Genomic DNA, 23,141 nt, shown 5'->3' with positions numbered 1-23,141 from the left:
ATCTGCTACACCTCGGCCGACAGCGTTTTCCAGATCGCCGCGCATGAAGAAACCTTCGGCCTAGACCGGCTTTATGATGTTGTCGCGCCGTCAGGCGCTGGCGCAGGCCGAGGCGCAGCTGGATCAGGCTGGGACCGCGCTGGATCGCCGCCGGATCGCTTTGGCCGAGGCCGAGCGGGTTCTGGCGGAAACCGAGCTGCGCGCGGAATTCGCGGGCGTTTTGGCCGATGTGACCGTCGTTCAGGGCGGGCTGGTCAACCGCAATGAACAGGTGGCGACGCTGATCGATGCGCAGGCGCTGGAGGTCTCGTTCCGCGTTTCGACCGCGCAATATGCCCGACTTCTGGACGACGAGGGCCGCTTGCCGCAGGCAGAGGTCACTGTCGTACTGGATGTGCTGGGGTTGGACATCACCGCACCCGCCCGCCTGACCCGCGAAAGCGGCGCGGTGGAGGAAGGCCAATCCGGCCGTTTGCTGTTCGCGGAGCTGCTGGAAACGCGTGGCTTCCGGGCCGGGGATTTCGTGACCGTGCGCTTGCAGGAACCAGAACTGCAACAGGTCGCCATCCTGCCCGCCACCGCGCTGGATGCCGAGGGCCGGGTGTTGGTTCTTGGTGAGGAAGACCGCCTTGAGGAAGTGCAGATTAGCCTGCTGCGCCGTCAGGGCGATAATGTGATCATCCGCGCGCCGCCGCATCTGGAAGGGGCCGAGGTGGTCAGTGCCCGCTCTCCCGCGCTGGGCGCTGGTATTCGCGTGAACCCGCTGCGTCCTGCGGTGGAGGGGGCAGAGGCCCCGGCGGAACCCGACACGATTGCGCTGGACCCCGAGCGCCGCGCGCGGCTGATTGCCTTTGTCGAGAGCAATGGGTTCATTCCCTCCGACGTCAAGGAACGGATGCTGCGCCAATTGCGCGAGGATGAGGTGCCGCTGCGTATGGTCAACCGCCTTGAAAGCCGGATGGGCGGATGAGGCAGCTGCCAGATAGCGCAGGAGGACTCCTCTCCTATTTCACGCGCCACGCGACGGCGGCGAACCTGCTTTTGGTCATCATGATCGTGGTTGGACTGGCCGTGTTCCCGCGTATGCGGGCGCAGTTTTTCCCCGATGTTGTGGTCGATAATGTCAGCGTCGCCGTCACCTGGGACGGGGCGGGTGCCGAGGATGTGGACGAGGCGATTGTCGCGGTGCTGGAACCGGTGCTGCTGGCTGTCGAAGGCGTGACCGAGAGCAGTGCCACCAGCCGAGAGGGGCGGGCCAGCATCCGGCTGGAGTTCGAGCCGAGTTGGGACATGGGCCGCGCCGCCGATGACGTGCAGGCTGCGGTCGATAGCGTCTCTACCCTGCCCGAAGACGCTGAAGACCCGGAGGTTCGGCGCGGTGTCTGGCGCGATCGCGTGACCGATGTGGTGATCTCAGGCCCCGTGGGTGTCGATCAGCTGGGGCGCTTTGCCGATGAATTCGTTGCGCGGCTTTTCGATCAGGGGGTGACACGCACGACGATCCGGGGCGTGGCAGCGCCGGAAATCGTGGTCGAGGTGCCCTCGGCCGAACTGATCCGCAACGATATTTCCATGGCTGAGATTGCGGCGGCCATCGAGGCGGAGGTTGATACATCGCCCGCCGGGGACGTAACCGGTGCCAATGCCCGCGTGCGGACCGGGGTGGCGCGGCGCACGGCGGTGGATATTGCAGGGATCGTGCTGCGCTATAATGCGGACGGATCTGCCCTGACCATCGGCGATGTCGCGACCGTGACAGAGGAAGGCATCGACCGCGAACGCGCCTATTTCGTCGGTGAGAATTCCGCGATTTCCATTCGTGTGGACCGGTCCGATCGGGGTGACGCCATCGGCATCCAGCGCACGGTGGAAGAGGTCGCCGCCGAAATGGAGCTGACCTTGCCCGAGGGCGTTGCCATCGAGCTGATCCGCACCAGGGCCGAGGCCATTACCGGGCGGCTCAATATCCTTCTGGATAATGGGCTGATGGGGCTGGGGCTGGTGGTGATGCTGCTGTTCCTGTTCCTCAATGCGCGCACCGCTTTCTGGGTGGCGGCAGGCATTCCCGTGGCGATGCTGTCGGCCATTACGCTGATGTATATCGCCGGTCTGACGATCAACATGATCTCGCTTTTTGCGCTGATCATCACGCTTGGGATCGTGGTGGATGATGCCATCGTGGTGGGCGAACACGCCGATTTCAGGGCCCGACGGCTTGGGGAATCCCCCGTGCAGGCGGCAGAGAACGCGGCACGCCGCATGGCCGCGCCGGTCTTTTCGGCGACTGTCACGACCGTGCTGGCCTTTGCCGGGCTTGTCGCCATCGGGGGGCGCTTTGGTGAATTGATCGCCGATATTCCCTTCACCGTTATCGCCGTGCTGATCGCGAGCCTTGTGGAGTGCTTCCTGATCCTGCCCAATCACATGGCCCACGCGCTGGCCCATTCCGACAAGCAGCATTGGTATGATTGGCCAAGCCGGGTGGTGAACCGGGGCTTCGGCTGGTTCCGCGATACGGTGTTCCGCCCGCTGATGCGGCTGGTGATCTGGGCACGCTACCCGGTGCTGGCGGGGGTGATCGTGATCTTGGCCAGCCAGGTGGCGGTGTTCATTCGGGGCGATGTGACCTGGCGGTTCTTCAACGCGCCGGAGCAGTCGTCGGTCTCTGGCAATTTTGCCATGCTGGAAGGGGCCAGCCGCGAAGACAGCCTTGAGATGATGCGCGAGATGCAGCGCGCAACCGCCGCTGTCGCTGCCCGGTACGAGGAAGAATACGGCTTAAGCCCTCTGACCTTCGTCCTGGCTGAGATCGGCGGCACCACGGGGCGCGGCCTTGCTGTGGCTGACAACAAGGACTCCGATCTGCTTGGGTCGATTGCGATCGAGTTGATCGACGCGGACCTGCGCCCCTATTCCAGCTTCCAGTTCGTGGCCGATTTGCAGGACGAGGTTCAGAACCACCCCCTGGCCGAAGCGGTCAGTTTCCGCGGGTGGCGTGGGGGGCCGGGAGGCGACGCGCTGGATGTCCAGCTGTTCGGGGCTGAAGCCGAGGTTCTGAAATCCGCTGCGATGGCGATACAGACCGCACTGGCCGCCTACCCGGAAGTGTCCGGGCTGGAGGATACGCTCGCCTATGACCGCGAAGAACTGATCCTGGAACTGACCCCGCAGGGGCAGGCTCTGGGCTTTGATATCGGCTCGCTCGGGCGGGTTCTGCGCAATCGCCTGAACGGGGTTGAGGCCGCGACCTTCCCGTCAGGTGTGCGCACGGCCTCAATCCGGGTGGAACTGCCGCAGGATGAGCTGACCGCAGATTTCCTGGACCGGACTCTGCTGCGCACCGCGACGGGCGAATATGTGCCGCTGGCCGATCTGGTGTCCGTAACGTCGCGGATCGGGTTTTCCACCATCGAACGGGAAAACGGGCTGCGGCTGGTGTCTGTCACCGGCGACCTGTCCGAGGACGACCCGGCCCGTGCCGAACAGGTGATGGAGGAACTGCGGGGCGTGATCCTGCCGCAGATCGAGGCCGATTACGGGGTCGGTTACCGGCTGTCCGGTCTGGCCGAACAGGAAAGCGACTTCATGAACGACGCGATGCTGGGCTTTGGCCTGTGTCTTGTCGGGATCTATCTGGTGCTGGCCTGGATCTTCGCCAGCTGGACGCGGCCCGCCGTGGTGATGGCGATCATCCCCTTCGGGCTGGTCGGCACGATCTACGGCCATGCTGCATGGGACGTGCCACTGAGCATGTTCACGGTTGTGGGGCTGATCGGAATGACCGGGATCATCATCAATGACTCGATCGTTCTGATCACCACGGTTGACGACTACGCCCGAGACAGAGGATTGGTGCCCGCCATTGTCGATGCGGTTGCGGACAGGCTGCGCCCTGTCCTGCTGACCACGCTGACCACGGTTCTGGGGCTGGCGCCGCTGCTATATGAACGGTCCGCCGATGCGCAGTTCCTGAAACCCACGGTGATCACGCTGGTCTATGGGCTTGGCTTTGGTCTGTTCATCGTGCTGCTGGTGGTGCCGTCCATTCTGGCCATGCAACAGGACGTGGCACGGCAGATGCAGGCGCTACGCCGGGGGCTGAGAACGGCAGCCCGCGCACCCGCGATGGCGGCGGGGGTGGGGCTGGCGGCTCTGGCAGTCGCCGGGGCCTTTGCCGCGACGCTTGGGGCTTTTGTGGTCACCGGGCAAATTTGGCCACCGCTTGCGGGCCTAGTTCCAATGGAGGGCGCGCGCGACGCGTTCGTTGCCCTCGTCGCCATGGCTGCGGGGCTTTGCCTCATCTTCTGGCTGGTCGGACTGCTGGTTGCAGGCCTTACAGCACTGTTGCGCCGGCAAAGAGCCTGACCGGTAAAGCTGGTTCTTTCGGCGCGAACACGACACGCGCGCAGGTCATGACACAGGCCTGGTTTCGGGGCACCTAGCAGGTGAAAATGACCCTAGTTGACCCAGATCATTAACCTTAGCCATCAATTGCGGCACCTCTGTTGCTGAAAATCAATTTGAGAGGCTGCGAACATGGCGACACTGGCGACTTATCCTATTTACTATTTCCTCGGTGGAAGCTCGACCACACCGGATTCATACCTCTCCACATATGCCTATGATCCGGACACCGGACCCACGACACTTGAGGATGATCATGACGGCATCGACGATGGGCTGATCTCGGTGGGCGACCAACTCAGCTGGTCGCGCGACACACTGGGAAGCGGCGCCAAGATCACGACGCTTTATGGATTTGCCGCAAACGGTGACCCGATCATCGAAGTCTATAATGCGAGTTTTGGTAGCTATAACTACTATCAGCTGTCTAGCGACCCCAATCTGAAAGACAGTGCGCTCTCGATCACGCGGTCCGGCACCTATCAGATGTGTTTTTTGGCGGGCACTGAAATCACCGTGCCGGGCGGGGAGGTTTCGGTTGAAACCCTGCGCATTGGCGATTGCATCGTGACAACGGATGGCCGCGCGGTTCCCGTCAGATGGATCGGACGGCAGACTGTGTCCACCCGCTTTGGCCCTGCCGAGCGGCTGATGCCCGTACGTTTCGCCGCCGGGTCGCTGGGAAATGGCGTGCCGTCCGCCGATCTGACGGTGACGGCGGACCACGGGGTGCTGGTCGAGGGTGTCATTTGCCACGCAGGTGCGCTGGTGAATGGCGAGACGATCACGCGGGTTCCGTTGGCGGAGATAGGGGCAACCTATACGGTTTACCATATCGAGACTGAGGAACATGAAATCATCCTCGCCAATGGCGCGCCCGCCGAGACCTTCATCGATAACGTCTCGCGCCGCGTATTCGACAACTACGCCGAGTTCGAAGCGCTTTATGGCGATGTGCCTGAGATGGCAGAGCTGCCTTATCCTCGCGCGATGAGCGCAAGGCAGGTGCCCGAAGGCATCCGGGCGAAACTGGCGCCTTCTAAGGCAGCCTGAGCCCAGTATCGCAAACAGCGGATGTTAGCTGGGCGGTGAAGTGACAAGACAAAGGGGGCGCTGAAAATGCGCTCCCTTTCGCGTTTTCTAAGATCGCTCCTACAAGCGGCCAGGGACGGCAGGTGCAGGCGCTGCGTCGGTGATGGCGAAGAGGTGTTCAGCCCGGTCTTGGCCGATAAATTCGATGATCCGGGGAAGGACGTGTTGATCTGTTTGCCTTCTCGATCCCATCCATCTGATCGCGTCGGAGCAGGGTTTTCTGCTGAAGCAGTCGCTCTGCGCAAGCCGTGATTCCACGGGACCAGTCGGCAGTATTCGCCATGCGATCACGCAGTGAGTGTGACATGATACTATCGCTATAAACAATCATTGACTCAGACAATTGGTTTTGATTTTCTGACCTCAGTAACCGAGAGCGATCGCCGTTTCTTAGTTCCTGATCTTCAGTTCCCAGACGCTCTTGTTGTCCATCAACAGCGCGCCCTGCGCGCTACAGAAGCATATGGGGGCTTCATGGCATCTTGGGAATTCACATCTTACGTCGTGTATACGAGTGATGGAGCGAGCAGCAACTGGAGCGAAGGTTCATCTTTTGATCTGACTGGAACGCTCAGCGACCCTGAATTCGATACTACCTTCGAACCCGGTGATCTGATTTCTGGAGGTGCCGCAAACGGCACTTTCTTTGGCACCCATGTGGACGGCAGTGGCAACGTATATGTTGTCATTTTGGTCGACGCCAATACCATGCATCTCTACAGCAGCACGCTGACGGCAACCGAAGCGTCCTCCAATCTGCCAAACACGTTGCATGGATCACATGATTTCGATACGGGAACGCATTTCGTGGTCTGTTTCGCAGCTGGGACACTGATCGCGACGCCAGAGGGCGAAAAACGCGTCGAGGCCCTTGCAATCGGTGACATGCTGAAGACCCCAAAGGGATCGACTGCGCGCGTCAAATGGATTGGTCGCCAGACGGTGTCCACCCGCTTTGGCTATGCTGAACGGTTGATGCCGGTACGCTTTGCTGCCGGTGCGTTTGGGAACGGCCTGCCGCATACGGACCTGACCGTCACCGCCGATCACGGGATGCTGGTCGGTGGTGTGGTTTGCCACGCGGGTGCATTGGTGAACGGAACGACGATCACACGGGTGCCACTGAGCGAAATGGGAGACACATACACCGTCTACCACATCGAGACCGAGGAACACGAAATCATCCTCGCCAATGGCGCGCCTGCGGAGACGTTCATCGACAATGTCAGCCGCCGCGTCTTCGACAACTACAACGAGTTCGAAGCGCTTTACGGCGATGTGCCTGAGATGGAGGAACTGCCCTATCCGCGTGCCATGTCCGCGCGGCAGGTGCCGGTACAAATCCGCACTCAACTACAGGTGCTGACCGCCGCCTAGTCCTAAAATTTAGGAAAGGCTGCGGATCAACCCCAGGTTCCTTGCGAATGAACTTGCTCGCCCCACGGTTGCCGCATAAGGGTTAACTGGTACCCCGCGCAGAATTGATTGCCGGGAAAAATCAGTAAATTCAGGCCCATGTTCTGTGGGTTCTATGCCATAGCGGAGGCGAGCATGCCACTTTCAGTCGGCGATATCTATTTCACATCCCTGATCACCGATTCCGACGCCTCAGGGCAGGATTCGTTCTCTTTCGTCACAACAACCAATATTGCAGCCGGAGAAACCATCACGTTTCACCAGCCGGAAGCGCTCGGGGATGGGTATTTTACCTATACCGTTGGGGCTGGCGGCCTGTCTGCACTTGATCAGGTGGTTTTCGTTCTTCCGAACTCAACGTCGGCAACGCTTGCGGCAGATCCCTCGGGTGGTTCCATCTCCGGCTTCACCGGCAGCATCTCGATTACAGCGACCGATAACCTTATCGCGGGTTCCGGTGGGCAGGTGATTGCTGCAATCAGTAATGGCGGATTGTGGAACCAAACCCTGACCAACCTTTCGGTTACGACCGATACGCTCACCGTAACTGGCCTCTCGGACAGTGCCCTGAACACCTTCATCACGAATAATCCGACTCTTGCCAGTCCTGCTGTCGAAAATCTCGATAACTTCTCGGGAACTGATGACAATATGATGTTCACTGGCGGTGACATCACCCTGCACGGGGACGATCACAATTACTGGACCGGAACAAACGACCCGGTCAGCCATACCAACCCCGATGTGAATGGAACGACCTACGCCACTCAGGCTGCCAATGTGACGTGCTTTCTTGCTGGAAGCCTGATCTCCACAATTGATGGGGAGAAGCCGGTTGAATCGCTCTCCATCGGCGATCTCATCGTTTCTCAGAACGGCAGTCTGACGCCCGTCAAATGGATCGGACGCCAGAGCGTGTCCACCCGCTTTGGCCCGGCTGAACGGCTGATGCCGGTGCGCTTTGCTGCCGGATCTCTGGGCGATGGTTTGCCGCATTCCGACCTGACCGTCACCGCCGATCACGGGATGCTGGTCGATGGCGTCATTTGCCATGCCGGGGCGCTTGTGAATGGCACCACGATCACGCAGGTTCCGCTGGCGGAAATGGGCGAGACCTACACGGTCTATCACATCGAAACCGACGCCCATGAGATCATCCTCGCTAACGGCGCTTCTGCCGAAACCTTTATCGACAATGTCAGCCGCCGCGTCTTCGACAACTACAACGAGTTCGAAGCGCTTTACGGCGATGTGCCCGAGATGGAGGAACTGCCCTATCCGCGTGCCATGTCCGCGCGGCAGGTGCCGGGGCATATTGTGGCTCGCCTTTCGGCGCGGTCCGCAGCCTGAGTTGTTCAGGATAAGAAAGACAGGTTGCCGGGGTTAGCCCTGGCAGCCGGTCAGTTCCACTGCCGATCCACCTGCAAGCACTGTCATGCGCAGGGAAGAGCGGTCCATCGCGAAGGGGCCGGCATCGGGCGGGACGATATCGGCGGATGCGGTCAGGATATTCCCGCTGCGTTCAACCATGGCCTCGGATATCCAGATCGCGGGATCCGGCAGCTCAAAGACCACGGTTTCATCGCTGCCCTGACGGGGCAGGGGGATGCGGGCCTCGACACGCAGACCGTCACGGATTGGCGTCAGGTCGCAGGACACGCGCCCGGCCCCGGCCTCGGCTGCGCTGAGCGGCCTGTCTGCCAGCGCCGCCGCGATCCGAGGATCGGGATGCCCGCCCGCAGGCAAGGTGCCACGCAGAGACACCGATACCGGGACGCAGATATCATGGCACACGCCAAGATCTATCCGCCCCGCCAGCCGCAGCGCGCCAGTCCCATCGGCGAGCGTCAGTTCCAGCGGAAACACCACGTCAGAGCTGTAGCCGATGGATTGCATACCGTTGGAATGGAACACCTCGGGCACGGGCCAATGCAGGTCAGCGGACAGAAGCCCGGCGCGATCGCGCAATTGCAGGCGCGGGGGAATGCCCGCCTCGCCCGGTGCGCGCCAGTAGGTCTTCCAGCCCGGTGAAAGCCGGATCAGCAGCCCGGCCATGTGACTTCCGTCGGCATGCCGCCAGCCCTCGAGCAGTTCGACCTGCACCATATCCTCGGGCGCAGCGCCAGACTGGGCCGCCGCTGGCAAAGATGTCAGCGGCAGAGCGAAAAAGCAGGTCAGCGCCATCAGCGCGCGGGAAAGCAGGGATGTGATCATGCAACAGCAGGTATTGCCTCGGCTGTTCAAAGGGAAGTCACGATTTGGCGAATTGTTCCGTGACCGGGTGCGCTGCGTGCTTGCACCCATTCAAAAATCCGCACATGTTTACGAAACGGGGCGAAAAATCTTGGATATGACCACAAATCTGACGGGACAGCTTCTGATTGCCATGCCCGGAATGGGCGATCCCCGGTTTGCCGGGGCTGTTGTGCTGATATGCGACCATTCCGATGACGGGGCCATGGGGCTGATCGTGAACAAGCCCGTCACCGAGGTAAGCTTTGCCGAGATGATCAGCCAGCTGGGGATCGAGGCGATGCAGCCGCCGAAAGTTCCGATCCTCTATGGCGGGCCGGTGGAAACCGGACGGGGCTTTGTCCTGCATAGCGCCGATTATGGTGACGCGGATGGCACGTTGCAGGTGGTTGGCGGCTTTGCCATGACGGCGACGCTCGATGTGCTGGAAGACCTTGCCCATGGCGAAGGACCCGCGCAGGCGGTGATGGCGCTTGGTTATTCCGGGTGGGGGCCGGGGCAGTTGGAGGATGAGATCGGCCAGAATGGATGGCTGACCTGCGATGCGGATGCGGGGATCGTCTTCGGAACCGATATGGACGGCAAATGGGAAGCGGCGCTTGGCAAGCTTGGAGTGTCGCCCCTGATGCTGTCCGCAGATGCCGGGCGCGCCTGACGGCGCGGGGGTGCGGGCCTCCTCAAGCCCCCCTTGGCAGGGGAGCCCACGTCGACCCGCGTTGCCACGGATCCTTGGAGGGGCCAGAGAGTGTCAGATGGGAAGGCGCCTGTCGGGAGCGGGGATGCCTCCGGCAAGAGTATTTCAGCCAAGAAGAAACGATTAACGCGGCGCGGCGGCGCGGGTCAGGCGATCGTTTATGGCGCGGCCCAGGCCCTTATCGGGGATCGGCGCGATGTGGATTTCTGCGGCGTGTTTGCGGCGCGCCAGATCGTCTGCGGCGTGAAGCGTCGAGAAGAGATTTGCGGCAGCTTCGATGAGGTCGCCGGATGCGGAGAGGGTGAGGTCCGCATTGCAGGGGCCGAAGCCCACGCGGATGGCGTTTAGATCGGTCAGGGGGCTGTTCAACCGGACAAGCGCGCGCGGCGCATAGTGGCTGGAAAGTTGACCCGGGGCCTGAACCTTGCCCGGAGTGGTGTCGGTGACCAGCGGTCCAGTGAGCGGTTCTATCGCTTCGCGCGGAAGCCCGCCCTCGCGGAGCAATCGCGTGCCGGCATCCGCTGGCGCAAGGATGGTGGATTCGAGGCCAACGCCGCAGGGGCCGCCATCGAGAACGGCGGCGATCCGGCCTCCGAGGCCGTTCAGAACATGCTCGGCGGTAGTGGGGCTGATCCGGCCCGAGGGGTTTGCGGAGGGCGCCGCGATGGGACGCCCGAACGCCTCCATGACGCCGCGCATCAGGGGATGAGCGGGCAGGCGAACAGCAACCGTGTCGAGGCCAGCGGTGACGAGCGGCGAGAGGCCATGCCCGTTGCGAAGGGGCAGGACCATTGTCAGCGGACCGGGCCAGAAGGCAGCGGCGAGATCATGTGCCGTGCCGGTCAGGATGGCGATGCGCTCGGCCGCTTCGATCGACGGCAGATGCACGATCAGCGGGTTGAAACGGGGGCGGCCCTTGGCCTCGAAGATGCGGGCGCAGGCCATGTCGCTGGTGGCGTCCCCGGCTAGCCCATAGACAGTCTCCGTGGGCAGGCCGACAAGCTGCCCTTCGGCCAACAGCTGTGCTGCCCGGGCAATCCCTGTCAGATCGGGGGATAGCAGATCTGTGTTGCCGTAATCCATGAGCGACGTAACGTTTCTGTTGATTGAGGCGGGTATCGCAAAATATCTGCCTCAAGGACAGGCCCATAGTGTCGGCCCGATCCCGTGCCAAGCCCGTGCCAAGGAGGAGTGACCATGCCCTATACAGCGCCCGTGACTGATTTCGAGTTTATCTTCGAGAATATCGTCGGCCTCGACCGTGTCGCCGCGACGGATCGGTTTGCCGAGGCCACGCCGGATATGGTCACTGCCATCCTGACCGAAGCGGGCAAGTTGGCGGAAACGGTGCTGGCACCACTGAACCGAAGCGGTGACCTGCAGGGCGCCTATCTTGAAAACGGCGTGGTGCGAACCAGCCCGGGCTTTGGGGACGGCTATCAGGCGATTGCTGAGGGTGGTTACGTTGGCATGTCGGCTGATCCGGAATATGGCGGGCTTGGCCTGCCGATGGCGGTGACGACGGCTGTGAACGAGATGGTGGGGTCGGCTTGCCTGTCATTGCAGCTGAACCCGCTGATGACCCAGGGCCAGATCGAGGCGCTGGAGCATCATGCCAGTGACGAGCTGAAGGCGATTTACCTGCCCAAGCTGATTTCCGGCGAATGGAACGGCACCATGAACCTGACCGAACCGCAGGCCGGGTCGGATGTGGGCGCGCTACGATCAAAGGCGGAACCCAATGGCGACGGAACCTACGCCGTCACCGGGCAGAAGATCTACATCAGCTGGGGTGACAACGATTTCACCGCCAATACCTGCCATTTGGTGCTGGCACGATTGCCCGACGGGGTGCCGGGAACGAAGGGGATCAGCCTGTTCATGGTGCCCAAGTTTATCCCCGATGCGGATGGCAACCCCGGTGAACGGAACAGCCTGAATGTCGTAAGCCTGGAACACAAGCTTGGCCTGCATGGCTCGCCCACGGCGGTGATGCAGTTCGATGGTGCGCGTGGCTGGATGGTGGGCCACCCTCATGGCGGCATGGCGGCGATGTTCACCATGATGAACAATGCGCGGCTAGGTGTGGGGGTGCAGGGGCTGTGTGCTGCCGAGGGCGCTTATCAGCACGCGCTGTCCTATGCGCTGGAACGCAAGCAGGGTCGTAGCCCGGTCGAGGGCGGCACCGGCACGATCCTGGACCATGCCGATGTGCGTCGGATGCTGATGCAGATGAAGGCCGAGATCTTTGCGGCCCGGTCCATTGCTTTGGACAATGCGGTGTCGATCGACATGGCGACGGCGACCGGGGACGCGGTTTGGAAAGCGCGTGCTGCGTTGCTGACGCCGGTAACCAAAGCCTATGGGACCGAGACCGGCATCACCGTTAGCCAGATGGGCATTCAGGTGCATGGCGGCATGGGCTTTATCGAGGAAACCGGCGCGGCGCAGTATCTGCGCGATGTGCGGGTGACAGCGATTTACGAGGGCACCAACGGCATTCAGGCGATGGACCTCGTAGCGCGCAAGATGATGGATGGCGGGGCGGCGATGTTCGCGCTGCTCGATGAGGTCGACGCGACGGCAGCAGCGGGTGATCATGCCGGGCTGGCGGCGGCGGCGACTGCGCTGCGCACGGCGACGGAAACGCTGGTCGGCATGGAGATGAACGACCGCTTCGCGGGGGCGGTGCCCTACCTGATGGCCGTGGCGCGTGTACTGGGTGGGCACTACCACCTGAAGGCGTCGATGGCCGAGGGCGGCGAAGGCCCGCGCACCAAACTGGCACGCTTCTTCCTTGGGCGACTGTTGCCAGAGGCGCATGGTCTGCTGACGCAGGCGTTGGCCGGGTCCGAGGATGTCTATGCGCTGAACGCGGATGAGTTCGCGGCGTGATCCGATACCCTTTCGAAACACCCCCGGCCCCAGGTGAGGCCATTGAGGTCGCCGAGGACGTCCTCTGGCTGCGCTTCCCGCTGCCGATGGCGCTGGACCATGTGAACGTCTTCGCTTTGCGGGACGCGGATGGCTGGACCATAGTCGACACAGGCTTCAACAGCCGCAAGGCGCGGGCCATGTGGGAGGAGGTGCTGGCGGGGCCGCTTGGCGGTCTGCCCGTGGCGCGGGTGCTGGTCACTCATCACCATCCCGACCATGTGGGGTTGGCGGGTTGGTTTCAATCGCGCGGGGCAGAGCTGATCACCACCCGGACGGCCTGGCTTATGGCGCGGATGCTGGTGCTGGATGTGCAGGAGACCCCGACCGAGGAAACGCTGGCCTTTTGGCGCAGCGCGGGCATGGACCCGGAGATTTTCGCCAAACGCGCGGCAGAGCGGCCCTTCAACTTCGCCGATGTCCTGGCCCCGATGCCGCTTGGCTATACCCGCATCCGAAAGGGCGACCATCTGCGCATCGGCGGGCGAGACTGGGACGTGCGGATCGGCCATGGCCACGCGCCGGAACACGCGACGCTGTGGTGCCGGGATGAGCCTCTGGTTCTGGGGGGTGATCAGCTCTTGCCGTCGATTTCCCCAAATCTGGGCGTCTATGCAACCGAGCCGATGGCTGACCCGGTGACCGACTGGATTGAAAGCTGCGGGCATCTCGCGCGCTATGCACGCGCCGATCAACTGGTGCTGCCGGGCCATAAGCTGCCCTTCACCGGATTGCCCGACCGCTTGCATCAGCTGATCGAGAACCATCACGGCGCGCTGTCACGTCTGCGTGAGCATCTGGACCGGCCCCGCGTCGCCTCTGACTGCTTTTTGCCCTTGTTCAAAAGGCAGATCGGCGAAGGCACCTATGGGTTGGCGCTGGTCGAGGCGATGGCGCATCTCAATCACCTCCTTGCCCTGGGCGAGGTCACGCGCGAGAAACGGGAAGACGGCGCGTGGCTTTGGCAGCTTAGGGAGGAAACGTGACACAGGATATCCAGACTTCGGCAGAGGCGATGGAAGCCGCAGCGCTACCCGACGCGGGCGTTGTGCATTGCGATCCCTGCACCCCGCCAACACCAGAGCAACTGCCCCTGCCCGCAAAAGTGCAGGAAAAACCGGTGGAAGAGAAATCGTCCGCCGAATGGGCCTATGAGCGGATCATCCTCTACATCCAGAATTTCGAGAAGCAGCTGGATGCGGAACACGAGGTCGCCATGGGCTTTACCGGGTCCGACAGCGGCGTGATGCGGATCGAGGGGATGGGCTTTTTCGGCCCCGATATCCTGACCTTCTATGGCAGCGACGATGTGGGGATCAAAACCCAGATGATCCAACATGTAAGCCAGCTAAACGTCACCCTGCGCGCCCTGCCGAAACAGCCCGACCGCCCCGCCCAGAGGATCGGTTTCCGGCTGGCGGGTGATCTGGAGGCCGAGGCCGAAGGCTGATGCGCGTTCTGTGCCTGAATGCCTGGGGCGGCAAACTGCATGATGCGCTGATCGCGTATCTTTCGGAAGCGTCCCCGGACATTCTTTGCCTGCAGGAGGTGACCCACAGCCCCGAAAGCGACAAGGATTGGCTAATCTATCGGGACGGCGATCATGTGCTGAACCAGCGCGCCAACCTGTTCCGCGATATCGCTGCCGCGCTGCCCGATCATGCGGGCCAGTTTTGCCCGGCAGCGCAGGGTGTTCTGTGGGACGGGGACCGCCCTGTACCGTCGCAATGGGGGCTTGCCACCTTCGTGCGGCGGACGGTGCCGGTGATCGGGCAGGTGCAAGGGTTCGTGCACAAAAGCTATGGTGCCAACGGGTTCGGTGACCATCCGAGGTCCCGAAATGCCCATGGCATCCGGGTCTGGGACCATGCGCGCGACAGGGCATTGACGGTCGTTCACATGCATGGCTTGCGTGATCTGTCGGGCAAGGGGGACACCCCCGAACGGCTTGCGCAGGCAGAGCGTCTTGCAGCCCTCATCCAAAGCCTCTCCGAGCCGGAGGATGACATCGTGACCTGCGGCGATTTCAACGTTTTACCCGACAGCGCCACGTTTGATGTTTTGGCCGGGATCGGGCTGTGTGATCTGGTCATTGGACGGGGCCATGACGGCACGCGCACGAGGCTATATGCAAAGCCCGGCAAGTTTGCCGACTACATGCTGGTCAGCGCCTCACTTGCCGAGACCGTGTTCGACGTGGTGCGAAACCCGGAGGTATCGGATCAATGCCCGCTGTTGCTGACCACAGAAGCCCGGGAGCCGGGTAAAACCGTCACATAGGGGCGATACAAGGGGGTGAAACCCGTGACAGGCGCGGCGAAATCGTCTAATTCGAATCGCAACGCAACACAGATGACGAATGGGGACACACCCGATGGCTGACAACACCCACAAGCACGGTGAAATGGAAATTCAAGAGCAGGAAGCGACCTTCAATGGCTTCGTCAAGTTCCTGACAAACAGCATCATTGCATGTCTGGTCGTGGTCGTGATCCTGGCGGTGTTCTTCCAATGATCTTCCGGCGCGCGTTTCTGGCCCTTGGGCTGCTGCTCGGACTGGCCGCTTGCGGCGCAGAGCCGGTGTGGGCTCCGGATGAAGCCGTTGCGCGCGCGCGATACGTTCCTGCGGGCCCGCCCACAGTGACGCTCTATACGATGATCTCGAACAGGTCCGGGGCTGGCGGGCATTCCGCCCTGATGATCGACGGAGAACAGCGGCTGCTGTTCGATCCCGCCGGAACTTGGCACCACCCGCAGGCCCCCGAACGCAACGACGTGTTCTTCGGAATGAGCCCGCAATTGCACGACTTCTACATGGATTACCACGCGCGAGAGACTTATCACGTGGTGGTGCAGGAGATTGAAGTTTCACCCGCAATCGCCGCACAGTTAAGCCAGGCGGTTCTGTCCTATGGTGCAGTGCCCAAGGCGCAATGTTCTTTCTCGATCTCTCATATCCTGAGCCAGGTTCCCGGCTGGGGGCATATTCAGCGTACGTACTTCCCACGCCGTACGATGGAAGCTTTTGCCGAGATCCCCGGCGTTCGGGAAGAGCGTGTCTATGACGACGATTCTGACAACAACCGGGAAATCCTTGCGCGGCAGGCGGCTGTCGAGCTGCGCAATCAAGAGGTTGCGGCAATCATCGCCGACGGTGGTTAACCTGCCGATCCCAGGCTGAAACGAAACATCCCCGCGCCGTCAGGTCGCGGGGTTTTCGTTGATATGCAGGGCAATGATCGCGTCGATGTCATCATCCACCGGAAAGCCAAGGGCGCGTGCCGTGTCGCATGTAAAGGCACGGGGCCAGCTTGTGACAATGGCAGCAATGGCCAGATCCGGGGTTTCGTCCACCAATGCTGCAATCTTCGGTCCTGCAGCCCGTTCCAGCGCCTGCAACATTTGCCCGGCAGTCACGGTCAGACCGCGCCCGTTCACCGCACATCCAGGCCCAATTGCGCCCCTCGGCAGGCCTGAGGCATGGATCAGCGTGTCGACAGCGCAGTCGGGCGAGGCGATCCAAAGTCCCGTATCACGGGGGACGGGCAGGGTGGCGCGCTGACCTGCCAGCGGTTCGCGGATAATGCCAGACACGAAGCTCGACGCTGCCGCATTGGGTTTGCCGGGCCTGACGGTGATCGTAGGTAGCCGCACGGTGCGACCATCCAGATGCCCCTTGCGGCTATGGTCGGCCAGCAGCAGCTCTGCCATGGCCTTCTGCGTGCCGTAGCTGCTTTGCGGGGTCAGGTGGTGGGTGTCGGGCACCAGATCGGGCAGGGTGCCGCCAAAGACTGCAACCGACGAGGTCGACACCACAACGGGGCATGTGCCCGCAACTCGGATATCTTCCAGCAGGGCCTGAACGCCACCAAGATTGACGCGATAGCCAAGGTCGAAATCCGCTTCTGCCGCACCGGACACGATCGCAGCCAGCTGAAAGATCACGTCCGGGCGGCCCGCCAGCAGCTTTGCCCGATCCCCGGCAGATGTAATATCCGCTGAAAGCGTTGTGACGGGAAACGGAGCCTTTGGTGCAGCAGGCGCGGCGATATCTGCAAGCGTAAGCTGGGTGATCGGCACATCGTTCAGGGCGCCGATCTCGACCAGCTTGCGGGCCAGTCGCGCGCCGATCATGCCGCCACCACCGATGATCAAGACATTCATGTGGACTCTCCCGGTTTGATTGCGGTTGATCTAGCCACGCGCGCCCCTGTTTGCCAAAGAAAAACCCCCGGGCCGGGTGGCGCGGGGGCGTCGCTTGGGCGGCAAGCCGCCCTTTGGTTCGCAAAGCCTGAAAGGTGCTTAGAGCATCCCTTCGCGCTGCGCTTTCTTCCGAGCCAGTTTGCGAGCACGGCGAATTGCTTCGGCCTTCTCACGCGCTTTTTTCTCGGACGGTTTTTCGTAATGCTGCTTGAGCTTCATCTCACGAAAAACACCCTCACGCTGCAGCTTTTTCTTCAGAGCCCGGAGGGCCTGATCGACATTGTTGTCACGAACGCTAACCTGCATGTGGTTTTCACCACCTTTCTAAGTTGGAGTTGCAAGAATTTGCAGGAGGTGGCGCTATAGCAAAGGCCCGACTATATGTCCAGCATGTGCCCGTGCGAAACCGGAGGCCCGCCATGACCGATCTGAAGGACCAAATCCTTGATGCCGCCCTGATGCATGTCGTCTTTGACGGCTGGTCAGAGGCCACGCTTTCAGCCGCAATTGCGGATGTTGGCGCGGATGCAGGTGAGGCACGGGCGCTGTTCCCGCGCGGGCCGGTCGATCTGGCGCTTGCCTTTCACCGGCGCGGCGATGATGCAATGGTTGCGGCGCTGACGCCGGATGCGCTGGCAGACATGAAGATCCGCGAAAAGATCACTCATGCGATTCGGCTGCGGTTGGAGCTTATGGACCAGCACAAAGAGGCGGTCCGGCGTGGCACCACGCTGTTCGCGCTGCCCATTCACGCCGGTGATGGGGCTAAGGCGTTGTGGGAAACGGCCGACAAGATCTGGACCGCGATTGGCGACACCAGCGAGGATTTCAACTGGTACACCAAGCGCATGACCCTGTCGGGGGTCTATTCTTCGGTGGTGCTTTATTGGCTTGGCGACCACTCAGACGGGCACGAGGCGACCTGGGCCTTCCTCGACCGGCGGATCGAGGACGTGATGCGGTTCGAGAAATTCAAGGCGCAGGCGCGGGACAGCAAAGTGTTGAAGCCGCTGATGGCGGGGCCGGAATGGCTGCTGAGCCAGATCAAGGCGCCGTCGAAGAGCGGCATGGCCGACATGCCGGGACATTGGGGCCGCGGTGGTGGCCAAGAGGAAGGATAAGCGATGAACCTGCCAGAAACGATGCGCGCGGTGGAAATTTCGGAAGCCGGCGGGCCGGAAGTGCTGCGGCCTGTGACGGTGCCCGTGCCGACGCCCGGTGCGGGGCAGATCCTGATCGCCGTGGACTATGCAGGCGTCAATCGCCCCGATGCGCTGCAGCGGGCAGGCAGCTACGCACCGCCCCCCGACGCCTCGCCCCTGCCGGGGCTGGAGGCCGCGGGGACTGTTGCTGCCGTGGGGCCGGGCGTGTCCGAATGGGCAGTAGGCGACAAGGTGGCGGCGCTGTTGCCCGGTGGCGGATATGCGGAATATGCGCTGACCCATGCCGACCATGCTCTGCCGGTGCCGCAAGCGATGCCGATGGATCGGGCTGCTGCGTTGTGCGAAACGTTCTTCACGGTCTGGTCCAACGTCTTCATGCGCGGCGGGTTGCAGGCCGGAGAACGGTTTCTGGTCCATGGCGGATCGTCCGGGATTGGCACAACGGCAATCCAGCTCGCGCGGGAATTCGGCGCACGGGTCTTCGCGACCGCCGGATCAGCTGACAAATGCGCAGCCTGCGTTGACCTGGGGGCGGAACGGGCGATCAATTACCGTGACGAGGATTTCCCGGAGGTGATGCGCGCGGTTGGCGGGGCCGACCTGATCCTCGACATGGTGGGCGGGCCCTATATTGCCCGAAACCTCAAGTCGCTGGCCGATGACGGGCGCTTGGTGCAGATTGCGTTTCTGCAAGGCCCGAAGGCTGAGCTGAATTTCGCGCAGTTGATGACGCGGCGACTGACCATGACGGGGTCGACCCTGCGCCCGCAAAGCGTGCAGGCCAAGGCCCGTATCGCAGCGGAACTGGCGGCCAATGTCTGGCCGCTGCTGGAGGCCGGGAAAATCGGGCCGGTGATGGATTCAGAATTCCCGCTGGAGGAGGCCGCCGCGGCGCATACACGGATGGAAAGCTCTGCCCATATAGGAAAAATCGTTTTGAAGGTCCGCTGACGCGGTTTCGCCGCCTTCGGCGTCGATCCGGGAGCGGCCCTCGTCAAGCCCCTTCGGGGCCCTCCTCGGGCCGCGTTGCCACGGGATGGCTGCACGGCAGGTGCAAACCGGTGAGGTCCGCGCAATGCCGTGAGGGATCGCGATCATGCCCCAAGCGGCGGGCCAGTGAATTCCAGATGGTGGCGCGCGGCGCTTTCGTTGATCTGCTCCATATCCTCGGGAATGCGGAACTGACCGGCGGCCATGTCACTGAAGAAGCCTTCGAAACCGCCTGGCGTCAGGATCACCAGATGCCGGGACGGTTGGGTGCCGATAACGCGGAATGTGTGTTCACGCCCTCGCGGGATGAAGGCGGTTTCGCCCGGCCCCTTGATCGTGGTTTCGCCTTCCAGCCATAGCTCGACCTCTCCTGACAGGATGACGAACGTTTCATCGGCATCATGATGGATGTGGCGGGGTGGGCCGTAATTGGGCGGGCTGACGCTGTCCACGATGCTCATTGAGCCGCTGGTTTCCGACGTGGCCAGGATGGTTCGGTAGACGGTGCCGGCCCATTCAATGCTGTCGGGGCCAAGTGACAGGTCCTTCATGGCGGGTCTCCTTGCTGATGGCATCGGGGCACCGGCCCTTTGCCGGGGTTTCTGCGTCGCGTCTTGCTGGTGCGGACTGTAGGGGGACTGTGCCGAATAATGGGTTATATGAAAAATCGAATAATGATATAAATTACATCCACGCCATGAATATCAAATCGCTCGACTTGAACCTATTGAAAGTGCTGGACGCGCTACTGCACGAAGGCTCGGTGACGCGTGCCGCCGCCGCAGTGGGGTTGTCGCAACCGGCGGCCTCGGCAGCGCTTGGGCGGCTTCGGAGTGCACTTGGTGATCCCTTGTTCGTGCGGCAGGGACAGCGGCTGGTGGCGACGGAGTTTGCACAAGGTCTGGCGCAGCCATTGCGAGCGCATCTGGAGGGGTTGGAAGCCGTGCTGACCCCACTCGGTGATTTCCACCCCGAGCACGCGGATGATACCTTTCGGCTCGCGGGTGTAGGGTTCTTTGCAGAAATGCTGATGCCACAGCTTGCGCAAGTGCTCAGCGAACGCGCTCCCAATATGCGAGCGCAACTGGTCGATCTGGTGGCAGAAAACTATGTGTCCACCTTGGTTCGGGCGGACATCGATCTTGCCTTCTTTCCGATGGTTCAGATGCCGGATTGGGTGGCAAGGCAGGCGCTGTTTCATTCGCCCTTCAAACTGATTGCCCGCAAGGGGCACGACCGATTGAAGCGGGCGGGTGTTGCGCCCGGAAACGTCATTCCAATCGACCTGTTCTGCGAGCTTGGGCATGTCTTGTTCTCGGTCGAAGGCAAGTTTGAATCCTTCGGAGACGAGGCGTTGCGGCGGGTGGGGCGTCGGCGCAAGGTGGTCATGACGATGAACAGCTTTCCTGGCATCATGAGGACGGTTGCGGCAAGCGATCTCGTTGCTTTGGTCCCCGTGCAGCTTGCGGATAGCATGGCCGCTGATTACGGGCTGGACAGCTATGCAGCGCCGCTTGACTTGCCCGTGCCGCTATTGGGCATGATGTGGCACAAACGGCAAAGCACCACGCCGGCACATCGGTGGTTCCGCGGGGTTGTGGCAGATATTCTGCAGCCCTTGAATGCTGGCTTCGCGACTTTGCCCAAGGATTGATCAGCCATGTTAAGCATCTTGAAACATACCGTCTTTGCCCGGCTTTTCGCCGCGCAGGTGGTGGCGTTGCTTGGCACCGGGCTGTTGACTGTGGCGCTTGCGCTGCTTGCCTATGAGATTGCGGGCGATCGGGCGGGGACGGTTCTGGGCACCGCGCTGACGCTGAAGATGGTGGCTTATGTGGTGTTGTCGCCGGTGCTGGCGGCGGCTTTGGCACATCTGCCGCGCAAGGCGGTGCTTGTAGGGGCCGATCTGATCCGTGCGGGTGTTGCGCTGGCGCTGCCGTTTATCGACTCGATCTGGCAGATCTACGGGCTGATCTTCGTGCTTCAGGCGGCATCGGCCAGTTTTACGCCCGCGTTTCAGGCGACGATCCCTGACGTTCTGACCGATGAGGCCGATTATACCAATGCACTGTCCCTGTCGCGGCTGGCTTATGACCTGGAAAACCTGCTGAGCCCGACCATCGCCGGGATCTTGCTGCTGGTCATAAGCTACTCGATGCTGTTCATCGGTACGGTGGCCGGTTTCCTGATCTCGGCGCTGCTGATCCTGAGCGTATCCTTGCCTGCGCGGGCTGATGTGGTGCAGCGGCCGTTCCGGCAGCGGCTGACACGCGGGACGTTCATTTACCTTGCAACCCCGCGCCTGAGGGGACTGCTGGCGTTGAACATGGCCGTGGCGGCGGTGATCGCATTTGTGCTTGTCGATACAGTGGTGTTGGTGCGTGGGCGCTTTGGTGGCGGCGAAAGAGACGTCGCCATGGTGATGGCGGCCTTTGGGGCCGGGTCAATGGCGGCGGCGCTGGCTTTGCCACGGGTGTTGCAGCGGCTGGCCGATCGGGTTGTGATGCTGACGGGCGCGTCCGGGTTGGTTCTGCTGGGGTTTGGCTATTCGGCGGTGCTGTATGCAGGGGGACAGAGCTGGGGGCTGTTACTGGCGGTTTGGGCGGCTATGGGACTGTGCAACTCGGCTGTGATGACGCCCTCGGGCCGTCTTTTGCGCCGGTCCGCCCATGAAGAGGACCGGCCGGCGATCTTCACGGCACAGTTTGCTTTGTCCCATGCCTGCTGGTTGATGGCCTATCCGGCGGCGGGATGGCTGGGACCGTGGCTGGGGTTGGAGGCGACGCTGATGGTGTTGGCGATGATCGCGGCCGGATCGGTTGTGTTGGCCATGTGGGTCTGGCCACGCAGGATTGCGGACGCGATTGAGCACACCCACCCGGACCTTCCGGCCGATCATCCGCATATCAAGGCACATGGCGGGGCGCGGCAACACAGTCATCCGGTGATCATAGATGACGAGCATTTGCACTGGCCCTCTCAGGGTTAGGGGTGGAACAGCCGCCAGCCGATCAGCCAGCGCGATACAGTGGTGATGAACGCAGCGGTGGCAAAGGCGTAGGCCAGTATCGGAAAGGCCGTGGGCCAAAGGCAGATGGCGACGAAGAACAGGATGGTCTCGGCCCCCTCGGTCAGGCCGCCCAGATAAGCGATGCCCTTGGACGGGTAGTCGGCAGGCTTCACCCCGCGTTTCTGGGCCAGAACCGAGAAGGCAAGAAACGAAGACCCTGTGCCCACGAAACTGGTCAGCAAAATTGCAGCGGGCAGGGCATTCATGGCAGGATCTGTCAGCGCGAAGCCAAGCGGGACCAGTGCGTAGAACAGAAAGTCGAGCGCGATATCAAGGAAGGCCCCCCGATCTGTTGGACCTTGAAGCCGAGCCAGAGCGCCATCGAGCCCGTCAGCCAGCCGGTTCAGCCCGATCAGCACAAGCGCAAGGCCAGTATGGCCTGACCAGAGCGCCGGTAACACCAGAAGACCAAGGGCAAATCCGGACAGCGTCACCTGATCGGCACGCATCCCAAACCGCGCCATCAGACGCGCGAGCGGGGCTAGCAAGCGGTGTTGCAGGGGGAGGAGGCGGGCGTCGATCATCAGGTGGGCGGGTTTGGCTGTGGGACGCGCGCACTGTGATCGGGGTGTGCGGCCGGGGCAAGACCCGCCCGCACACGGGCGATCACATCTGGTGGATCTCGGCCACTTCGACGCTGCCGCCAGCATCGAGGATCGGGCAGCCCTGCGCCATGGTCACGGCTGCTGCCTGATCAGGGGCTTCGACAATCGAATAGCCCGAAGCCGGGTTGGGACCGCCATCATCGGCAACGCCTGTGGCGCTGACCGTCTTTGACAGGCCGACGGGCGCGCCGCCATCAGCCAGGGCGGCGCCAAGCCCACCCATCCACGCGCCCCAGGCGGCCATGACCTGCTGCTGCTCTGCTTCGCTCTGCGGTGCCGAGCCGCCGTGATAGACAAAAATGAATTTGGGCAATTGA

General features: G+C 62.1%; 23 protein-coding genes. 16 read left to right on the top strand and 7 right to left on the bottom strand.

Going from position 1 to position 23,141, the window contains the following annotated elements:
• Positions 1-73: 73 nt before the first annotated feature.
• From ACROHD_RS13250 to ACROHD_RS13230, 5 genes are all read left to right on the top strand, one after another.
• A complete protein-coding gene (locus ACROHD_RS13250; protein WP_432678500.1) occupies positions 74-970 on the top strand; it encodes an efflux RND transporter periplasmic adaptor subunit in 897 nt (298 codons plus the stop codon).
• Complete coding sequence (locus ACROHD_RS13245) at positions 967-4,365, top strand: efflux RND transporter permease subunit (protein ID WP_432678498.1); 3,399 nt, start codon at positions 967-969, stop codon at positions 4,363-4,365. Before ACROHD_RS13250 ends, ACROHD_RS13245 begins: the two co-directional genes overlap by 4 nt.
• 171 nt (positions 4,366-4,536) lie before the next feature.
• Positions 4,537-5,457 carry a Hint domain-containing protein gene (locus ACROHD_RS13240; RefSeq protein ID WP_432678497.1) on the top strand — a complete coding sequence of 307 codons (921 nt, stop codon included), beginning with the start codon at positions 4,537-4,539 and terminating at the stop codon, positions 5,455-5,457.
• Positions 5,458-5,970: 513 nt separating this feature from the next.
• Positions 5,971-6,873, top strand: coding sequence for a Hint domain-containing protein (locus ACROHD_RS13235; protein ID WP_432678495.1), 903 nt, complete (start codon positions 5,971-5,973; stop codon positions 6,871-6,873).
• Positions 6,874-7,047: 174 nt separating this feature from the next.
• The gene (locus tag ACROHD_RS13230) at positions 7,048-8,262 is read left to right on the top strand and encodes a Hint domain-containing protein (protein ID WP_432678493.1); all 1,215 of its coding nucleotides are present in this window, start codon (positions 7,048-7,050) and stop codon (positions 8,260-8,262) included.
• Positions 8,263-8,295: 33 nt separating this feature from the next.
• Here ACROHD_RS13230 and ACROHD_RS13225 read toward each other — a convergent pair whose 3' ends face one another.
• Positions 8,296-9,126, bottom strand: coding sequence for a protein-disulfide reductase DsbD domain-containing protein (locus ACROHD_RS13225; protein ID WP_432678491.1), 831 nt, complete (start codon positions 9,124-9,126; stop codon positions 8,296-8,298).
• Positions 9,127-9,262: 136 nt separating this feature from the next.
• On the opposite strand from ACROHD_RS13225, the gene ACROHD_RS13220 reads away from it, so the two are divergent.
• Positions 9,263-9,820 carry a YqgE/AlgH family protein gene (locus ACROHD_RS13220; RefSeq protein WP_432678489.1) on the top strand — a complete coding sequence of 186 codons (558 nt, stop codon included), beginning with the start codon at positions 9,263-9,265 and terminating at the stop codon, positions 9,818-9,820.
• 162 nt (positions 9,821-9,982) lie between these two features.
• On the opposite strand, the gene ACROHD_RS13215 is transcribed toward ACROHD_RS13220, so the two are convergent.
• A complete protein-coding gene (locus tag ACROHD_RS13215) occupies positions 9,983-10,942 on the bottom strand; it encodes an L-threonylcarbamoyladenylate synthase (RefSeq protein ID WP_432678487.1) in 960 nt (319 codons plus the stop codon).
• Between the two features lie 114 nt (positions 10,943-11,056).
• Here ACROHD_RS13215 and ACROHD_RS13210 point away from each other — a divergent pair, with 114 nt between their 5' ends.
• The 6 genes from ACROHD_RS13210 (at position 11,057) to ACROHD_RS13185 (ending at position 15,955) form a co-directional block, all read left to right on the top strand.
• Positions 11,057-12,754 carry an acyl-CoA dehydrogenase gene (locus ACROHD_RS13210; RefSeq protein ID WP_432678485.1) on the top strand — a complete coding sequence of 566 codons (1,698 nt, stop codon included), beginning with the start codon at positions 11,057-11,059 and terminating at the stop codon, positions 12,752-12,754.
• Entirely contained in the window at positions 12,751-13,779 is a 1,029-nt protein-coding gene (locus ACROHD_RS13205; RefSeq protein WP_432678483.1) for an MBL fold metallo-hydrolase, read from the top strand. The genes ACROHD_RS13210 and ACROHD_RS13205 overlap by 4 nt, the downstream gene beginning before the upstream one ends.
• A complete protein-coding gene (locus ACROHD_RS13200; protein ID WP_432678482.1) occupies positions 13,776-14,243 on the top strand; it encodes a DUF6173 family protein in 468 nt (155 codons plus the stop codon). Before ACROHD_RS13205 ends, ACROHD_RS13200 begins: the two co-directional genes overlap by 4 nt.
• Positions 14,243-15,073 (top strand): endonuclease/exonuclease/phosphatase family protein, encoded by an 831-nt coding sequence (locus ACROHD_RS13195; RefSeq protein ID WP_432678480.1) that lies wholly within the window; start codon positions 14,243-14,245, stop codon positions 15,071-15,073. Before ACROHD_RS13200 ends, ACROHD_RS13195 begins: the two co-directional genes overlap by 1 nt.
• A gap of 94 nt (positions 15,074-15,167) precedes the next feature.
• Positions 15,168-15,308, top strand: a complete 141-nt coding sequence (locus tag ACROHD_RS13190; protein ID WP_432678478.1) for an aa3-type cytochrome c oxidase subunit IV — start codon at positions 15,168-15,170, stop codon at positions 15,306-15,308.
• Complete coding sequence (locus ACROHD_RS13185) at positions 15,305-15,955, top strand: hypothetical protein (RefSeq protein WP_432678477.1); 651 nt, start codon at positions 15,305-15,307, stop codon at positions 15,953-15,955. The genes ACROHD_RS13190 and ACROHD_RS13185 overlap by 4 nt, the downstream gene beginning before the upstream one ends.
• A 39-nt stretch (positions 15,956-15,994) precedes the next feature.
• Here the strand turns inward: ACROHD_RS13185 and denD are convergent, their stop codons facing one another.
• Together denD and rpsU are read right to left on the bottom strand one after the other, a co-directional pair.
• Positions 15,995-16,957, bottom strand: coding sequence for a D-erythronate dehydrogenase (denD, locus tag ACROHD_RS13180; protein WP_432678475.1), 963 nt, complete (start codon positions 16,955-16,957; stop codon positions 15,995-15,997).
• A gap of 138 nt (positions 16,958-17,095) precedes the next feature.
• Positions 17,096-17,302, bottom strand: a complete 207-nt coding sequence (gene rpsU / locus ACROHD_RS13175) for a 30S ribosomal protein S21 (protein ID WP_071673777.1) — start codon at positions 17,300-17,302, stop codon at positions 17,096-17,098.
• Positions 17,303-17,415: 113 nt separating this feature from the next.
• Here rpsU and ACROHD_RS13170 point away from each other — a divergent pair, with 113 nt between their 5' ends.
• Complete coding sequence (locus tag ACROHD_RS13170) at positions 17,416-18,117, top strand: COQ9 family protein (protein ID WP_432678474.1); 702 nt, start codon at positions 17,416-17,418, stop codon at positions 18,115-18,117.
• 3 nt (positions 18,118-18,120) lie between these two features.
• On the top strand, positions 18,121-19,110 hold the full coding sequence (locus tag ACROHD_RS13165) for an NAD(P)H-quinone oxidoreductase (protein WP_432678472.1): 990 nt from the start codon (positions 18,121-18,123) through the stop codon (positions 19,108-19,110).
• Between the two features lie 143 nt (positions 19,111-19,253).
• On the opposite strand, the gene ACROHD_RS13160 is transcribed toward ACROHD_RS13165, so the two are convergent.
• A complete protein-coding gene (locus ACROHD_RS13160; RefSeq protein WP_432678471.1) occupies positions 19,254-19,700 on the bottom strand; it encodes a cupin domain-containing protein in 447 nt (148 codons plus the stop codon).
• Positions 19,701-19,846: 146 nt separating this feature from the next.
• On the opposite strand from ACROHD_RS13160, the gene ACROHD_RS13155 reads away from it, so the two are divergent.
• Positions 19,847-20,803: a LysR family transcriptional regulator gene (locus ACROHD_RS13155; RefSeq protein WP_432678469.1), complete on the top strand. Its 957-nt coding sequence runs from the start codon at positions 19,847-19,849 to the stop codon at positions 20,801-20,803.
• A gap of 6 nt (positions 20,804-20,809) precedes the next feature.
• Positions 20,810-22,138 carry an MFS transporter gene (locus tag ACROHD_RS13150; RefSeq protein WP_432678466.1) on the top strand — a complete coding sequence of 443 codons (1,329 nt, stop codon included), beginning with the start codon at positions 20,810-20,812 and terminating at the stop codon, positions 22,136-22,138.
• On the opposite strand, the gene ACROHD_RS13145 is transcribed toward ACROHD_RS13150, so the two are convergent.
• Both ACROHD_RS13145 and ACROHD_RS13140 read right to left on the bottom strand, forming a co-directional pair.
• On the bottom strand, positions 22,135-22,668 hold the full coding sequence (locus ACROHD_RS13145; RefSeq protein ID WP_432678463.1) for a CDP-alcohol phosphatidyltransferase family protein: 534 nt from the start codon (positions 22,666-22,668) through the stop codon (positions 22,135-22,137). The genes ACROHD_RS13150 and ACROHD_RS13145 overlap by 4 nt on opposite strands.
• A gap of 157 nt (positions 22,669-22,825) precedes the next feature.
• Positions 22,826-23,137 (bottom strand): YciI family protein, encoded by a 312-nt coding sequence (locus tag ACROHD_RS13140; protein ID WP_432678462.1) that lies wholly within the window; start codon positions 23,135-23,137, stop codon positions 22,826-22,828.
• Positions 23,138-23,141 lie beyond the last annotated feature (4 nt).

It is taken from the genome of Nioella aestuarii (assembly GCF_050896395.1).
Lineage (GTDB): Bacteria > Pseudomonadota > Alphaproteobacteria > Rhodobacterales > Rhodobacteraceae > Nioella > Nioella aestuarii.
Note: the sequence above shows the minus strand (reverse complement) of the source record. Positions and strands in the feature narration are given on the sequence as shown.

Excerpts from the sequence above, each read along its gene's own strand:
- denD (WP_432678475.1), bottom strand. The coding sequence starts at position 16,957 with ATGAATGTCTTGATCATCGGTGGTGGCGGCATGATCGGCGCGCGACTG.
- ACROHD_RS13165 (WP_432678472.1), top strand. The coding sequence starts at position 18,121 with ATGAACCTGCCAGAAACGATGCGCGCGGTGGAAATTTCGGAAGCCGGC.
- ACROHD_RS13230 (WP_432678493.1), top strand. The coding sequence starts at position 7,048 with ATGCCACTTTCAGTCGGCGATATCTATTTCACATCCCTGATCACCGAT.
- ACROHD_RS13195 (WP_432678480.1), top strand. The coding sequence starts at position 14,243 with ATGCGCGTTCTGTGCCTGAATGCCTGGGGCGGCAAACTGCATGATGCG.
- ACROHD_RS13170 (WP_432678474.1), top strand. The coding sequence starts at position 17,416 with ATGACCGATCTGAAGGACCAAATCCTTGATGCCGCCCTGATGCATGTC.
- ACROHD_RS13235 (WP_432678495.1), top strand. The coding sequence starts at position 5,971 with ATGGCATCTTGGGAATTCACATCTTACGTCGTGTATACGAGTGATGGA.
- ACROHD_RS13225 (WP_432678491.1), bottom strand. The coding sequence starts at position 9,126 with ATGATCACATCCCTGCTTTCCCGCGCGCTGATGGCGCTGACCTGCTTT.
- ACROHD_RS13150 (WP_432678466.1), top strand. The coding sequence starts at position 20,810 with ATGTTAAGCATCTTGAAACATACCGTCTTTGCCCGGCTTTTCGCCGCG.
- ACROHD_RS13145 (WP_432678463.1), bottom strand. The coding sequence starts at position 22,668 with ATGCGTGCCGATCAGGTGACGCTGTCCGGATTTGCCCTTGGTCTTCTG.
- ACROHD_RS13160 (WP_432678471.1), bottom strand. The coding sequence starts at position 19,700 with ATGAAGGACCTGTCACTTGGCCCCGACAGCATTGAATGGGCCGGCACC.
- rpsU (WP_071673777.1), bottom strand. The coding sequence starts at position 17,302 with ATGCAGGTTAGCGTTCGTGACAACAATGTCGATCAGGCCCTCCGGGCT.
- ACROHD_RS13155 (WP_432678469.1), top strand. The coding sequence starts at position 19,847 with ATGAATATCAAATCGCTCGACTTGAACCTATTGAAAGTGCTGGACGCG.
- ACROHD_RS13190 (WP_432678478.1), top strand. The coding sequence starts at position 15,168 with ATGGCTGACAACACCCACAAGCACGGTGAAATGGAAATTCAAGAGCAG.
- ACROHD_RS13240 (WP_432678497.1), top strand. The coding sequence starts at position 4,537 with ATGGCGACACTGGCGACTTATCCTATTTACTATTTCCTCGGTGGAAGC.
- ACROHD_RS13215 (WP_432678487.1), bottom strand. The coding sequence starts at position 10,942 with ATGGATTACGGCAACACAGATCTGCTATCCCCCGATCTGACAGGGATT.
- ACROHD_RS13245 (WP_432678498.1), top strand. The coding sequence starts at position 967 with ATGAGGCAGCTGCCAGATAGCGCAGGAGGACTCCTCTCCTATTTCACG.
- ACROHD_RS13220 (WP_432678489.1), top strand. The coding sequence starts at position 9,263 with ATGACCACAAATCTGACGGGACAGCTTCTGATTGCCATGCCCGGAATG.
- ACROHD_RS13250 (WP_432678500.1), top strand. The coding sequence starts at position 74 with ATGATGTTGTCGCGCCGTCAGGCGCTGGCGCAGGCCGAGGCGCAGCTG.
- ACROHD_RS13185 (WP_432678477.1), top strand. The coding sequence starts at position 15,305 with ATGATCTTCCGGCGCGCGTTTCTGGCCCTTGGGCTGCTGCTCGGACTG.
- ACROHD_RS13210 (WP_432678485.1), top strand. The coding sequence starts at position 11,057 with ATGCCCTATACAGCGCCCGTGACTGATTTCGAGTTTATCTTCGAGAAT.